This window comes from Mycobacterium sp. NPDC003323 (assembly GCF_053589535.1).
On the sequence record NZ_JBSFSB010000003.1, the window covers coordinates 378349 to 393224 of the forward strand.

Sequence of the window (14876 nt, forward strand, 5' to 3'; positions counted from 1 at the left end):
TAGCATGCAGACGTGGAACAAGCATCCAACGACCACAAGTCGGTCGGCTGGCCGTCCCGCCTGACGAAGGCGCGACTGCATTTCGTCACCGGCAAGGGTGGCACCGGCAAGTCGACCATCGCCGCCGCGCTGGCGCTGACCCTGGCCGCAGGTGGTCGCAAGGTGCTGCTGGTCGAAGTCGAGGGCCGGCAGGGCATCGCCCAGCTCTTCGATGTCCCGCCGCTTCCCTACAAGGAGGTCAAGATCGCGACCGCCGATGGCGGCGGGCAGGTCAACGCGCTGGCCATCGACACCGAGGCCGCGTTCCTGGAGTACCTCGACATGTTCTACAACCTGGGCATCGCCGGCCGGGCCATGCGGCGCATCGGCGCCGTCGAATTCGCCACCACGATCGCCCCGGGCCTGAGAGACGTGCTGCTGACCGGCAAGATCAAGGAAATCGTCGTCCGCAACGACAAACCGAGCAAGGGCGGCCAGACCGCCTATGACGCCATCGTCGTCGACGCGCCCCCGACCGGACGCATCTCCCGATTCCTCGATGTCACCAAGGCGGTGTCCGAACTGGCCAAGGGCGGCCCGGTGCACTCCCAGGCCGAGGGCGTGGTGAAGATCCTGCACTCCGATCTCACCGCCATCCATCTGGTGACGCTGCTGGAGGCACTGCCCATCCAGGAGACCATCGAGGCCATCAACGAACTGCGTGAGCTGGACCTGCCGATCGGCAGCGTCATCGTCAACCGCAACATCCCGACCTATCTGCCCGAGGCCGACCTCACCAAGGCCGCCCAGGGCGACATCGATGCCGATACCGTCCGCGCCGGTCTCACAGCCGCCGGAGTCACGTTGTCGGACAGTGATTTCGCCGGTTTGTTGACCGAGGCCATCCAGCACGCGACCCGGATCGCGGCGCGCGCCGAGAGCGCCGACATGCTCGACGACCTCGACGTCGCCCGGCTGGCGCTGCCGGCCATCACCGACGGAGTCGACCTGGGCAGCCTCTACGAGCTGGCCGAAGCCCTTGCCGCCCAAGGAGTCCGATGATGAGTGCCGCACCGCAAACGCTCGATCTGGGCGTCATCCTGTCCGATACCAGCAACCGGGTGATCGTCTGCTGCGGCGCCGGCGGTGTCGGCAAGACCACCACCGCAGCCGCGATGGCGCTGCGTGCGGCCGAACTCGGACGCACGGTCGTGGTGTTGACCATCGACCCGGCCAAACGGCTGGCGCAGGCGCTGGGCATCGAGAGCCTGGGCAACAATCCCCAGCGCGTCCCGCTGACACCCGAGGTCAGCGGTGAACTGCACGCGATGATGCTGGACATGCGCCGCACCTTCGACGAGATGGTGCTGCAGTACTCCGGACCCGGCGTGGCCGACTCGATCCTGGAGAACCAGTTCTACCAAACCGTGGCGACCTCGCTGGCCGGCACGCAGGAGTACATGGCCATGGAGAAACTCGGCCAGCTGCTGGCCGAGGACAAGTGGGATCTGGTGGTGGTCGACACCCCGCCGTCCCGCAACGCGCTGGACTTCCTGGACGCGCCCAAACGGTTGGGCAGCTTCATGGACAGCCGGTTGTGGCGGATGCTGCTGGCACCCGGCCGCGGTATCGGGCGCATCGTCACCGGTGCTGTCGGGTTGGCCATGAAGGGCATGTCGACCGTGCTGGGGTCCCAGATGCTCTCCGACGCGGCCGGTTTCGTGCAGTCGCTGGACGCGACGTTCGGCGGATTCCGCGAGAAGGCAGACCGCACCTATGAGCTGCTCAAGCGGCGCGGGACCCAGTTCGTGGTGGTCTCGGCGGCCGAACCGGATGCCCTGCGCGAGGCGTCGTTCTTCGTCGACCGGCTGTCCAGTGAGAACATGCCGCTGGCCGGCTTGATCCTCAACCGGACCCATCCCACGCTGTGCAATCTGTCGGCCGAGGCGGCCGAGCAGGCCGCCGAGCAATTGGATGCCGGCCAGGGTGAGGGCGGCCTGACCGCCGCGGTGCTGCGGATCCACGCCGCGCGGGCGGCGACGGCCAAGCGTGAGGTGCGGCTGCTGTCCCGGTTCACCGGTGCAAATCCGCACGTGGCGATCGTGGGCGTGCCCTCGCTGCCGTTCGATGTGTCCGATCTCGAGGCGCTGCGCGCGATCGGCGATCAGCTCACCGGGACGGCCGAGAGCGCCTGACCGGCGCCTCGATCTAGACGGCGCTGCGGTGCTTGCGCTGCGCGGCGAAGAAGTCGGCCCACGAGACGACCTCGGGGTGCTGCTTGAGCAGGGCGCGACGCTGACGTTCGGTCATGCCGCCCCAGACGCCGAACTCGACGCGGTTGTCCAGCGCATCGGCACCGCATTCGGCGATGACGGGGCAGTGCCGGCAGATCACCGCTGCCTTTCGCTGAGCGGCGCCGCGCACGAACAGTTCGTCCGGGTCCGTCTGACGGCAGCGGGCTTGCGAGACCCAGGCGATCCGGGCCTCGGCCTCGGCTCCCGGAAGGGCCGACGGGGCGTGCGTTCCTACGCTCCTGTGCGTGGCAGACGACGTAACTGACACCAGCATTCCCCTTCGCTCCGGATCCCCTGTTAAGCCTGTGTAATCTGCGCCACATTGCGTCAGGAGTGTTACCTGAATCGCATTGTGTGTTCAAGCTAGGTGGTAGAGGGGCTTTTACGCAACAGTCAGATCACACTTTTTTGGGACGACCGTGCAGTCCGGCCGTCCGGAGGCCCGAAACGGCAGCCCGCAGGCCCCGATTGGACCCGCTGGCTACTCTGTAACTCATGTCCGACCAGCCCCAGCACCGGCCGCCGATCGCGGTGACGGTCATCAAACTGATGTGGTGCTGCCTGCTGGCCGCAGTCATCGCCGCCGGGCTGATGTTCCCGGTCGTCGGCGGCATCGGCCTGATGTCGAACCGTGCCTCCGATGTGGTTGCCAACGGCTCGGCCCAATTGGTCGAGGGCGACATCCCCGCGGTATCGACCATGACCGACGTGCAGGGCAACCCGATCGCCTGGCTCTACACGCAGCGCCGTTTCGAGGTGCCCAGCGAGCAGATCGCCAACACCATGAAGCTGGCCATCGTCTCCATCGAGGACAAGCGCTTCGCCGAGCACAACGGGGTGGACTGGCAGGGCACCCTGACCGGTCTGTCCGGCTATCTGTCGGGCAACCTGGACACCCGCGGCGGCTCCACCATCGAGCAGCAGTACGTCAAGAACTATCAACTGCTGGTGGTCGCGCAGACCGACGCCGAGAAGCGCGCGGCCATCGAGACCACCCCGGCTCGTAAGCTGCGCGAGATCCGGATGGCGCTGACCCTGGACAAGACGCTCACCAAGCCCGAGATCCTGACCCGGTACCTGAACCTGGTGTCCTTCGGCAACGGCGCCTTCGGCGTGCAGGACGCCGCCCAGACCTACTTCGGCATCAACGCCTCCGAGCTGAACTGGCAGCAGGCAGCCCTGTTGGCCGGCATGGTCCAGTCGACCAGCGTGCTCAATCCGTACACCAATCCCGAGGGGGCGCTGGCCCGCCGGAACGTGGTGCTGGACACCATGATCGAAAACGTGCCCGCCGAGGCCGAGGCGCTGCGCGCGGCCCGCCAGCAGCCACTGGGGGTGCTGCCGCAGCCCAAGGAACTGCCGCGCGGCTGCATCGCCGCCGGGGACCGCGCCTTCTTCTGCGACTACGCGCTGGAGTATCTGGCGCGGGCCGGGTTGAGCAAGGAACAGGTCGCCAAGGGCGGCTACCTGATCCGGACGACGCTGGATCCCAACGTGCAGGCCACCGTCAAGAACGCCGTCAACGAGTTCGCCCCGGCCGACGTGCCCGGGGTGGCCAGCGTGATGAGCGTCGTGCGCCCGGGCAAGGAGGCTCATCCGGTGGTGGCGATGGCCAGCAACCGGACCTACGGCCTGAACACCGAGGCCGGCGAGACCATGCAGCCACAGCCCTTCTCGCTGGCGGGCAACGGTGCCGGATCGGTGTTCAAGATCTTCACCGTCGCCGCGGCGATGGAGATGGGCATGGGCATCAACAGCGAGTTGCCGGTACCGCCCGCCTTCCAGGCCAAGGGCCTGGGTAGCAGCAGCACCCCCGGCTGCCCGCCGGCGACGTGGTGCGTGCGCAACGCCGGCGGCTACCGCGGCTCGATGAATGTCACCGATGCGCTGGCCACCTCACCGAACACCGCGTTCGCCAAACTCATCTCGCAGGTGGGTGTGCCGCGTGCCGTCGACATGTCGGTGCGGCTGGGTCTGCGCTCCTACGCGCTGCCGGGCACCGCCCGCGACTACGACCCGGAGAGCAACGAGAGCCTGGCCGACTTCGTCAAGCGGCAGAACATCGGATCGTTCACCCTGGGCCCGATCGAGGTCAACGGTCTGGAGCTGTCGAACGTCGCGGCGACCATTGCCTCGGGCGGCGTGTGGTGCCCGCCGAACCCGATCGACAAGGTCTTCGACCGCCACGGCGAGGAAGTCGCGGTGACCGTCGAAACCTGCGAGCAGGTGGTACCCGAGGGTCTGGCCAACACCCTGGCCAACGCGCTGAGCAAGGACGACACCGGCGCAGGCACGGCCGCCGCCGCCGCGGGATCGGTCGGCTGGAACCTGCCGATGTCGGGCAAGACCGGCACCACCGAATCCAACCGCTCCTCGGCATTCCTGGGCTTCACCAGCGAGTTCGCCGCCGCCAACTACATCTACGACGATTCCACCCAGCCCAGCGAGCTGTGCTCGTTCCCGCTGCGCCAGTGTGGGTACGGCAACCTGTTCGGCGGTAACGAGCCCGCCCGCACCTGGTTCACCGCGATGAAGCCGCTCACCCCCGACACCGTGGTGCTGCCGCCGACCGATCCGCGCTATGTCGAGGGCGGACCCGGATCGCGGGTGCCCAGCGTGGCGGGAATGGACGTCGACACCGCCCGCGAACGACTGCGCGCCGCCGGCTTCCAGGTCGCCGACCAGACCACCGAGGTGAACAGCGGCTCGCGACGGGGCTCCGTGGTGGGCACCTCGCCGACCGGGCAGACCATCCCGGGTTCGATCATCACCATCCAGGTCAGCAACGGTGTGCCGCCGGCCCCGCCGCCACCTCCGGTCGGCATCCCCGGCTTGCCGCCGATGGTCGGCTCGACGGTGGTGCAGATTCCGGGCCTGCCCCCGATCACCGTGCCGGTGCTCGGGCCGCCTCCTCCCCCGGCACCTCCGCCACCGCCGTGATTCGGCAGTAAACTGCGGTCATGTCGCACCTGAAGAACACCGCCGCCATCGCCGCGGGCACGCTCGCGGCCGGCATCGGCTACGCGTCGCTGATCGAGCGCAACGCGTTCGCGCTTCGGGAGTTGACCATGCCGGTGCTCACACCGGGATCGACGCCGCTGCGGGTGCTGCACCTGTCCGATCTGCACATGCTGCCCCGGCAGCGCCGCAAGCAGGCATGGCTGCGGGAACTGGCGTCGCTGCAACCGGACTTCGTGGTCAACACCGGTGACAATCTGTCGCACCAGAAGGCCGTGCCCGCGGTCGTGCAGGCGCTCGGGGACCTGCTCTCGGTGCCGGGAGTGTTCGTCTTCGGCAGCAACGACTACTTCGCGCCGAAACCGAAGAACCCGACGAACTACCTGTTCAACAAGAAGCGCCGCATCCACGGTGACCCGCTGCCCTGGCAGGATCTGCGCGCGGCGTTCACCGAGCGCGGCTGGCTGGACATGACGCATGTGCGGCGCGAATTCGACGTCGCCGGGCTGCGTATCGCGGCCGCCGGTGTCGACGACCCGCATCTCAAGCGCGATCGGTACGACACCATCGCGGGCCCGGCCAGCCCGACGGCGAACCTGACACTGGGCGTCACGCACTCACCGGAGCCGTGGGTGCTGGACCGTTTCGCCGCCGACGGCTATCAGCTGGTGATGGCCGGGCACACCCACGGCGGGCAGCTGTGTCTGCCGTTCTACGGCGCGCTGGCCACCAACTGCGACCTGGACCGCTCGCGGGTCAAGGGCCCGTCGCAGTGGGGCGCGGACATGAAGCTGCACGTGTCGGCGGGCATCGGCACCTCGCCGTACGCCCCGGTGCGGTTCTGCTGCCGTCCGGAGGCCACGCTGCTGACCCTGGTCGCGGCGCCGACCAAGGGCCCGAAATCGGGAAGCCGTGCCGGACAGGCACATCCGACCGTATCGGCCCGGTGAGCAGCCGCGCCTGGGTCGACAACGCGGTCCGGTTGATCGAGGCCGACGCGCGCCGTAGCGCCGACACCCATCTGCTGCGGTATCCGCTGCCCACGGCGTGGGCGGACCGATTCGATGTCGCCCTGTACCTCAAGGACGAGACCACCCACATCACCGGCAGCCTGAAGCACCGGCTGGCGCGCTCACTGTTCCTCTACGCGCTGTGCAACGGCTGGATCGGCGAGGGCACCACGGTGATCGAGGCGTCCTCGGGGTCCACCGCGGTCTCGGAGGCGTACTTCGCCGCGATGCTGGGTTTGCCGTTCATCGCCGTGATGCCGCACTCCACCAGTGCAGCGAAGGTCGCCCTGATCGAGTCCCAGGGCGGGCGTTGCCATTTCGTGCAGCGCTCGGCCGAGGTCTACGCCGAGGCCGAACGGCTGGCGGCCGAGACCGGCGGACACTATCTGGACCAGTTCACCAACGCCGAACGGGCCACCGACTGGCGCGGGAACAACAACATCGCCGAGTCGATCTTCGTGCAGATGGAGCAGGAGTCCCATCCGGTTCCCGACTGGATCGTGGTGGGCGCGGGCACCGGTGGGACCAGTGCCACCATCGGCCGCTATCTGCGTTACCGGCGCTACCCGACCCGGCTGTGCGTGGTCGATCCGGAGAATTCGGCGTTCTTCCCGGCCTACGAACAGGGCCGGCTGGATGTGGAGACGGGGATGTCGTCACGTATCGAGGGCATCGGCCGCCCACGGGTCGAGCCGTCGTTCATGCCCGGGGTGGTGGACCGGATGATCACGGTGGAAGATTCGGCCTCGGTGGCCGCGGCCGCGCATGTCAGCCGGGTGCTCGGGCGGCGGGTGGGCCCCTCGACCGGCACCAACGTCTGGGGTGCGTTCGGCCTACTCGCCGAGATGACGGCCGCCGGGCGCAGCGGGTCGGTGGTCACGCTGCTCGCCGACAGCGGTGACCGTTACACCGATACCTACTTCGACAACGAGTGGCTGGCCAGCCAGGGGCTGAACCCGTCGGCCTGCGCCACGGTGCTGGCCGAGTTCGAATCCTCGGGCCGCTGGGCCTGATCCTCACGGCGGCCCGACAGAAACAGCCACAGCGCCGCCAGGGTGAAGAACCCGATGTAGAGCGCTGCCCCCAACCCAGTCATGTCTGCCTCGTTTCGTCTGTGATGCGGTCAGTATCTACAACGTCACCGACAACCCGGATGCTTCCCGGTGCGCAGCAGCGGTTCCAGGTACCCCCCAATGCGCCTCTGAGCAGCCGTTTGGCTTCGCGGTACCCCGGTGCGATACGCTGTCGTGGCTTCACGCGGGGTGTGGCGCAGCTTGGTAGCGCGCTTCGTTCGGGACGAAGAGGTCGTGGGTTCGAATCCCGCCACCCCGACTCGCAGAAGCAAGGCCCTGACCGGGATTTCGGTCAGGGCCTTTTCGTTCGGGCTGGGCCATACCAGCGGCGGCCCACCGCCGAGGCGACTCGACGACAGGGCCCAACCAACCAGTTGATACGGTCCGGGGATGACCGACAAAAGTTGGATCGCCGGGATCCTGGACTTCGACCGCGACGGCGATGATTTCATCGCCCCGCAATGGAGCGCGCCCGGCGGCCGCCTGTTCGGCGGACTGATCGCCGCGCAGGCGCTCGGCGCGGCGGGGGCCACCGTCCACCCCGACAAGCATCCGCAGTCCCTGCACGTCTATTTCGTCCGCGGCGGTCAGTACGGAGTCGACGTCGAACTGCGGGTCGAGCGAACCCGCGACGGCCGGTCCTTCGACACCCGGCGGGTGACCGCGCGCCAGCACGGCAAGGTCATCCTGGAGATGATCGCGTCCTTCCAGATCGACGAGGACGGCGCGGACTGGCATCCGCCGCGCGCACCCGGCGTCCGACTCGACGATGCCATCCCCAAGAGCCCGGAACTGGACTCCGCCGACCGGTTCGAGGTCCGCTGCAATCCCGAGGACGACTCGCCGTTCGTGCTACCACCGTTTTGGATCCGCACCCGCGATGCGATCGAGGACGACCCGCTGGTCAGGGCCTGCGCGTTGACCTACATATCCGACCTGGGGCCGGTGCCGGCGGCGCGGCCGCCGGGCACCCCGGTGGCCGCGGGTGTCGGCTTTGCGGCCAGCCTCGATCATTCGGTGTGGTTTCACCGGCCCTTCGTCCCCGACCGCTGGCACCGCTACGAGGTGGACTCTCTGGGCAACAGCCACTCACGGGGATTGGTGGTCGGCGGGTTCTACGATGTCGACGGATTGCTGATCGCGAACACCAGCCAGCAGGCCCTGTGGCGGCTGTGATCGACGACTCGTGCAGCAAACTTGACCCGCGCGTCAATGGTCAACGAGGATCGTCGGCGTGTTGAAGTTGCCTGAAAGTGAACAGATCGCGGCCGTCGAGGATCGACTGGTGAAACGTTTTAACGATCTGCCCGCCCACGAAGTGAAGACGACCGTGGCCGCCGCGCACCAACACTTCATCGAGAGCACCGTTCGCGACTACATCGCCCTGCTCGTCGAGCGGCGCGCCAACGCCGCGTTGCAGTCGGTCGCCTCGACGCCCTGACGCCCCGGCACGGCCGGAGCGCCACGTTGTCAATTTCGTCGGCGCTCGACAGGATGGACGCATGACGGGCGACACCGGCTGGTACCACCAGTACCCACCGCAGCCCTACTACCCGCCGCCCGGTTACACACCACCGCCGCTCAAGCCCGGGATCATCCCGCTGCGCCCGCTGTCGTTGTCCGACATCTTCAACGGGGCGTTCTCCTATATCCGCGCCAATCCCAAGACCACACTGGGTCTGACCACGATCGTGGTGCTGCTCTCTCAGTTGGTGGCGCTGCTGCTACAGCTCGGCCCGATGGCCGCTGCGGGTGCGCTCGACCCACTTTCGGACAATCCGACCGCCGCCGAGTTGGATGCGAGCCTCGACGGTCTACTCGGCTCAGCACTCGGCGGCCTCGCCGGCGGTGCGGCCACCTGGATCTCCTCGATCCTGCTGAGCGGACTGCTGACCGTCATCGTCGGCCGCGCCATCTTCGGTTCCGGCATCAGCGCGGGCGAAGCCTGGCAGCGGTTGCGGCCCCGGCTGCTCCCGCTGCTGGGCGTCACGGCGCTGGAAACCCTGGGCGCGGTTCTGTTGCTGGGCGCGGTCGCCGCCGTCATCGTGGTGGTGGCCGTCGCCCTCAACGGCTGGGCAGCGTTCCTGCTGGGTGCGCCGCTGGTGCTTGCGGCGATCGCCGTGCTGGCATTCGTGTCCACCAAGTTGAGTTTCGCGCCAACCCTCGTTGTGCTGGAACGGCTTCCGATCATCGCCGCCGTCGAGCGGTCGTTCGCCCTGGTCCGCCACGACTTCTGGCGGGTTTTCGGCATCCGTCTGCTGGCCATGGTGGTCGCCGGCATGATCGCCGGCGCGGTGTCGGTCCCGTTCACACTCGGCGGTCAGTTCGTCGTCATCGCCGCCGGGTCCGCGGGTGCCACCGTGTTCGGCCTGGTGCTGGCGACCGTCGGCGCCGCGATCGGACAGATCCTCACCGCACCGTTCACCGCCGGGGTCGTCGTACTGCAGTACACCGACCGACGGATCCGGGCCGAGGCGTTCGACCTGGTGCTGCAGACCGGCGCCGGCTTCGCCCCGGCCGCCCCGGATGATTCCACCGACCACCTCTGGCTGACCCGCCACCCCTGACGTGACCGGCCTGAACATCGACGGCGACGCCGCACATGACGCCGCGCAACGCGAGCTCACCAAACCCATCTATCCCAAACCGTCACTGACCGAACGTCTGACAGCCCTACTCGACGAGTTGCTGTACAAGGTGTTCACCAACGGTGATCGGCTGCCCGGCGGCTGGATCACCGTGGCGCTGTTCGGTCTCATCCTCGTCGCCGCCGTCGTGATCGCGGTGCGGGTAGCCCGGCGGACGATGCGTACCCGCCGCGATGGCGAAAAAGTTCTGCTGGGTGACCGGACCCGTAGCGCCGCCGACCACCGTGCCGCAGCGGAAAGAGCGGCTGCTCACGGCGATTGGGCGCACGCCATCCGGCACCGGCTGCGGGCGGTGGCGCGCCACCTGGAGGAGACCGGCACACTGGACCCGGTACCGGGCCGCACCGCCAGTGAGCTGGCTCGTTCCGCCGGGGCCGTCCTGCCCGCTCTGCGCTCACAGTTCAGTTCCTGCGCAGACATATTCAACGGTGTGACCTACGGCGCCCAGCCGGGCACCGAGGCCGGCTACCGCGAGATCACCGAGCTGGACGGTCATCTGCGCGGGGTGCCTGCCCGATGACCGAGCAGCGGTGGCGCACCGCGCGCATGGTCGGGATGGCACTCGCGCTGATCGTGGCCGTGTCCGCGCTGAGTGCCTATCTCACCGCACCGCGAACCGGCGGTCTACTGGAGGCCGATTCCACCGCACCCGACGGCGCGCACGCCCTGATAACCCTGCTGGAGGATCGTGGGATCGACGTGGTGGTCGCCGAGGATCTCGGCGCGGTGGCCGCCGCGGCGCGCCCCGACACCCTCATCGCGGTCGCCCAGACGTTCTTCCTGCTCGACGAGGACGGCCTCGACCGGTTGGCCGAACTGCCCGGTGACCGCCTGCTCATCGCCCCGTCCGGGGCAACCCGCGAACGGCTGGCGCCCGACCTCGAACTCGATGATGCCGTCCAGTTCGGTGGACGTCCCGACTGCGAACTCCGCGAAGCCGTGTCCGCGGGCAATGTCCAGTTCGGGGTCAGCGACGGCTACACCCGCGCCGGTGACGGCCCGGCCACCCGCTGCTATGACGGCGCGCTGCTGCGCTACGTCGACGACGGACGCACCGTGACCGTCGTCGGCAGCGCCGAGTTCATGACCAATGGCGGACTGCTCGGCGACGGTGCCGCCGCCCTGGCGATGAATCTGGCCGGAACCCACGACCGCGTCATCTGGTATGCGCCGCAACGCATCGAGGGCGAATCGACCGGCGGCCGGTCGCTGTTCGACCTGATGCCGCCGCAGGTCGGCTGGGCGGTGCTGCAGGTGGGCGTCGCCGTGGCGCTGGTGGCCTGGTGGCGCGCGCGCCGGTTGGGGCCGCTGGTCGCCGAGAACCTGCCCGTCGTGGTGCGGGCTTCGGAGACGGTCGAGGGCCGCGCCAGGCTGTACCGGTCCCGGCGGGCCCGCGACCGCGCCGCTGCCGCGCTGCGCACCGCGACGCTCGCCCGGCTGCGGCCGCGGCTCGGCCTGGGTCCCCGGGCTGCACCGGCCGCGATCACCCAGGCGGTCGCGCAACGGCTCCACGGGGATCCGAACACGCTGTCACACAGTCTGTTCGGCCCGCCCCCGGACACCGACGATCAATTGTACGCCCTGGCCCATCAGCTCGACGACATCGAAAGGCAGGTCGCACAGTCGTGACACATCCGGATGCTGCACGGGAGGCCCTGCTCGCCCTGCGCAACGAGATCTCCAAGGCCGTCGTGGGCCAGGACGCGGTGGTCAGCGGGTTGGTGATCGCACTGCTGTGCCGCGGCCACGTGCTGCTCGAAGGTGTGCCAGGGGTGGCCAAGACACTTCTGGTCCGCAGTCTCGCCGCCACCTTGCAGCTGGATTTCAAGCGCGTGCAGTTCACCCCGGATCTGATGCCCGGTGACGTCACCGGGTCGCTGGTGTATGACGCGCGCACCGCCGAATTCGAGTTCCGCACCGGTCCGGTGTTCACGAATCTGCTGCTGGCCGACGAGATCAACCGCACGCCGCCGAAGACGCAGGCTGCATTGCTGGAAGCCATGGAGGAACGTCAGGTCACCGTCGACGGACAGCCGCGGCCGTTGCCCGACCCGTTCATCGTGGCCGCCACCCAGAACCCGATCGAATACGAGGGCACCTACCAGCTGCCCGAGGCACAGCTGGACAGATTCCTGCTCAAGCTCAATGTGCCGCTGCCACCACGGGATCAGGAGATCGCCATCCTGCACCGGCACGCGACGGGATTCGATCCGCGCAATCTGTCCGGACTGTCGGCGGTGGCCGGTCCCGCCGAGCTGACCGCCGGGCGCGAGGCGGTACGCCAGGTCATCGTGGCACCGGAGCTCCTCGGCTATATCGTCGACATCGTCGGTGCGACACGACATTCCCCGGCACTGCAGCTCGGGGTATCACCACGCGGCGCCACCGCTCTGTTGTCCACCGCACGGTCGTGGGCGTGGCTGTCCGGGCGCAATTACGTCACCCCCGACGATGTCAAGGCGATGGCCCGACCGACGCTCCGGCACCGGGTGGCGCTGCGTCCCGAGGCGGAGCTCGAGGGTGCCGATCCCGATGGCGTGCTCGACGGCATCCTGGCGTCGGTGCCGGTGCCGCGCTAGTGGTGCTCACCGGCCGAGCCGGCCTACTGGCCCTGATCGGCACCCTGCCGATCATCGTCTCCCCTTGGCCGGCAACGACGTTCGTCATCATCGTGGTGGCGATCGCCGCCGTGCTGATCGCCGATGCCGCGCTGGCCGCCGATCCGGATGCCGTCGAACTACGCCGCAGTGGGGACAGCACCGCCCGGCTGGGCCAGAGCGTCCGGGTCGGGCTCGAGGTGCACAGCACCGGCCGGCGACGACTGCGCGGCCACATCCGGGATGCCTGGGCACCGAGCGCCCGGGCGCTGCCACGCAGCCGCGCGTTGGACGTTCCGGCGGCCGGCCGGGTCCACCTCACCACCGAACTGACGCCCGTGCGGCGCGGCGATCAGGCCGCCGCGCAAGTCACCGTCAGATCCGTCGGCCCGCTGGGGCTGGCCGGCAGGCAGCGATCCCACCGTGCCGACTGGCAGGTCCGGATCCTGCCGCCGTTCCTGTCCCGCAAGCACCTGCCGTCGCGGTTGGCCAAACTGCGCGAGCTCGACGGCATGGTGCCGGTGCTGATCCGCGGTCAGGGCACCGAATTCGACTCGCTGCGCGAGTACGTGGCCGGCGACGACGTGCGCTCCATCGACTGGCGGGCCACCGCACGTCGCGCCGATGTGGTGGTCCGCACGTGGCGACCGGAGCGGGACCGCCGGGTGGTCATCGTGCTGGACACCGGACGGACGTCGGCGGGCCGCATCGGGGTGGATCCGACGGCGTCGGATCCCTCGGGGTGGCCCCGGCTGGACTGGTCCATGGACGCCGCGCTGCTACTGGCGGCGCTGGCTGCCCGCGCCGGTGATCACGTGGATTTCCTTGCCCACGACCGGGTCACCCGCGCCGGCCTGTTCAACGCCGCGCGCCGGGAACTGCTGGCGCAGCTGGTGTCGGTGATGGCGCCGCTGCAGCCCGCACTGCTGGAATCCGACGCCTCGGCGATGGTCGCCGCGATACAGCGCCGAGTGCGCCGACGCGCTCTGGTGGTGCTGCTCACCGATCTGAACGCCTCCGCACTCGACGAAGGACTCATGGCGGTGCTGCCGCAACTGACGGCCCGCCATCAGGTTCTGGTGGCCGCGGTGTCCGATCCGCGGGTCGACACGATGGCGTCCGGGCGCACCGACGCGGCCGCCGTCTATGACGCCGCGGCCGCCGAACGCGCGCGCAATGACCGCCGCGACATCGCGGCGCGGCTGCGCGGGCACGGCGTCGACGTCATCGACGCCGCACCGCACGACCTTGCTCCCGCCGTGGCCGACCGGTACCTGGCCATGAAGGCGGCCGGGCGGCTCTAGCTCGTCGGGACGACATCCGGCGCGTCCTCGACGTCACCGGTCTCACCGGCTCGTGACGCCTTGCGCCCGTAGTGCAATACGTATGCCAGAAAGGCGATTTCGGCGGTGACGCCGATGCTGATACGCGCCCACGTCGGCAACGGCGACGGTGTCACCAGCGCCTCGATCAGACCGGAGATCCCCAGCACCACCACCAGGCCGCCGGCCACCGAGACGACCGCCCGGCCGCGTTCGGCGAGGACCTGTCCACGAGGACGATCGCCCGGAGCGATCACCGACCAGCCCAGCCGCATGCCCGCGGCCGCGGCCAGGAACACCGCGGTGAGCTCGAGCAGTCCGTGCGGGGTGAGCAACCCGAGGAACAGATCACCTTTGCCCGCGCCGAACATCAGGCCGCCGGACACACCCACATTGGCGGCGTTCTGCAGCAGCACCCACGGGATGGGCAGGCCCAGTAGGACGGCGAACGCGATGCACTGCGCGGCAACCCAGGCGTTGTTCACCCACACCCGCAGCGCGAACGACCCGGCGGGGTTCTCGCTGTAGTACGACTCGAAGTCGTGATTGATCAGCTGTTCGAGTTCGGCAGGGGTACCCAGGGTCGCCCGCACCTCGGGGTTGCCGGCCACCCAGAATCCGATGATCACCGCGACCAGCAGGAAACCCACCGCCGAGCCGAGCCACCACCGCCGGCAGTCGTAGGAGACCACCGGGAAGGACACCGTCCAGAATCGGATGAACTCTCGCCACAGCGGCGCGCGGGCGCCGGTCACCGCGGCACGCGCCTGGGCCACCAGCCCCGACAGCCGGCCGACCAGCACGGCGTCACCGGAGCCGCTGCGCACCATCGAAAGATGGGTGGAAACCCGTTGATACAGGTCGACGAGTTCGTCGATCTCCGCGCCGGTGAGTCTGCGGCGGCGCTTGAGCAGAATCTCAAGCCGACCCCATGCGGGGCTGTGGGCGAGCACGAACGCGTCGACATCCACGTCCGCGATCCTAGTAGCGTCGGA

14 protein-coding genes and 1 tRNA gene are annotated in these 14876 nt (G+C 68.8%); 13 read left to right on the top strand and 2 right to left on the bottom strand.

Annotated elements, in window-relative coordinates:
• The first annotated feature begins 12 nt into the window (after nt 1-12).
• Nucleotides 13-1041, top strand: a complete 1029-nt coding sequence (locus ACWDUN_RS11440) for an ArsA-related P-loop ATPase (RefSeq protein WP_449928527.1) — start codon at nt 13-15, stop codon at nt 1039-1041.
• The gene (locus ACWDUN_RS11445; protein ID WP_449928529.1) at nt 1041-2174 is read left to right on the top strand and encodes an ArsA family ATPase; all 1134 of its coding nucleotides are present in this window, start codon (nt 1041-1043) and stop codon (nt 2172-2174) included. Before ACWDUN_RS11440 ends, ACWDUN_RS11445 begins: the two co-directional genes overlap by 1 nt.
• A gap of 13 nt (nt 2175-2187) precedes the next feature.
• Here ACWDUN_RS11445 and ACWDUN_RS11450 read toward each other — a convergent pair whose 3' ends face one another.
• Nucleotides 2188-2547, bottom strand: a complete 360-nt coding sequence (locus ACWDUN_RS11450) for a WhiB family transcriptional regulator (RefSeq protein ID WP_449928531.1) — start codon at nt 2545-2547, stop codon at nt 2188-2190.
• 221 nt (nt 2548-2768) lie between these two features.
• Here ACWDUN_RS11450 and ponA2 point away from each other — a divergent pair, with 221 nt between their 5' ends.
• From ponA2 to ACWDUN_RS11505, 11 genes are all read left to right on the top strand, one after another.
• Nucleotides 2769-5213 (top strand): transglycosylase/D,D-transpeptidase PonA2, encoded by a 2445-nt coding sequence (ponA2, locus tag ACWDUN_RS11455; RefSeq protein ID WP_449928533.1) that lies wholly within the window; start codon nt 2769-2771, stop codon nt 5211-5213.
• A 20-nt stretch (nt 5214-5233) separates the two neighbouring features.
• On the top strand, nt 5234-6181 hold the full coding sequence (locus tag ACWDUN_RS11460) for a metallophosphoesterase (RefSeq protein WP_449928535.1): 948 nt from the start codon (nt 5234-5236) through the stop codon (nt 6179-6181).
• Nucleotides 6178-7254 (top strand): PLP-dependent cysteine synthase family protein, encoded by a 1077-nt coding sequence (locus ACWDUN_RS11465; RefSeq protein ID WP_449928537.1) that lies wholly within the window; start codon nt 6178-6180, stop codon nt 7252-7254. Before ACWDUN_RS11460 ends, ACWDUN_RS11465 begins: the two co-directional genes overlap by 4 nt.
• 245 nt (nt 7255-7499) lie before the next feature.
• Nucleotides 7500-7573, top strand: a tRNA-Pro gene (locus ACWDUN_RS11470).
• Nucleotides 7574-7704: 131 nt separating this feature from the next.
• On the top strand, nt 7705-8490 hold the full coding sequence (locus ACWDUN_RS11475) for an acyl-CoA thioesterase (RefSeq protein WP_449928539.1): 786 nt from the start codon (nt 7705-7707) through the stop codon (nt 8488-8490).
• A 58-nt stretch (nt 8491-8548) separates the two neighbouring features.
• Complete coding sequence (locus tag ACWDUN_RS11480; RefSeq protein WP_449928541.1) at nt 8549-8755, top strand: three-helix bundle dimerization domain-containing protein; 207 nt, start codon at nt 8549-8551, stop codon at nt 8753-8755.
• 61 nt (nt 8756-8816) lie between these two features.
• On the top strand, nt 8817-9881 hold the full coding sequence (locus ACWDUN_RS11485) for a hypothetical protein (protein ID WP_449928543.1): 1065 nt from the start codon (nt 8817-8819) through the stop codon (nt 9879-9881).
• A 1-nt stretch (nt 9882) separates the two neighbouring features.
• The gene (locus ACWDUN_RS11490; RefSeq protein ID WP_449928545.1) at nt 9883-10482 is read left to right on the top strand and encodes a DUF4129 domain-containing protein; all 600 of its coding nucleotides are present in this window, start codon (nt 9883-9885) and stop codon (nt 10480-10482) included.
• Complete coding sequence (locus tag ACWDUN_RS11495) at nt 10479-11591, top strand: DUF4350 domain-containing protein (RefSeq protein WP_449928547.1); 1113 nt, start codon at nt 10479-10481, stop codon at nt 11589-11591. The genes ACWDUN_RS11490 and ACWDUN_RS11495 overlap by 4 nt, the downstream gene beginning before the upstream one ends.
• On the top strand, nt 11588-12541 hold the full coding sequence (locus tag ACWDUN_RS11500) for an AAA family ATPase (protein ID WP_449928549.1): 954 nt from the start codon (nt 11588-11590) through the stop codon (nt 12539-12541). The genes ACWDUN_RS11495 and ACWDUN_RS11500 overlap by 4 nt, the downstream gene beginning before the upstream one ends.
• Complete coding sequence (locus tag ACWDUN_RS11505) at nt 12541-13863, top strand: DUF58 domain-containing protein (protein WP_449928551.1); 1323 nt, start codon at nt 12541-12543, stop codon at nt 13861-13863. The genes ACWDUN_RS11500 and ACWDUN_RS11505 overlap by 1 nt, the downstream gene beginning before the upstream one ends.
• Here ACWDUN_RS11505 and ACWDUN_RS11510 read toward each other — a convergent pair.
• The gene (locus ACWDUN_RS11510; protein ID WP_449928553.1) at nt 13860-14852 is read right to left on the bottom strand and encodes a stage II sporulation protein M; all 993 of its coding nucleotides are present in this window, start codon (nt 14850-14852) and stop codon (nt 13860-13862) included. The two genes, ACWDUN_RS11505 and ACWDUN_RS11510, sit on opposite strands and share 4 nt — an antisense overlap.
• Nucleotides 14853-14876 lie beyond the last annotated feature (24 nt).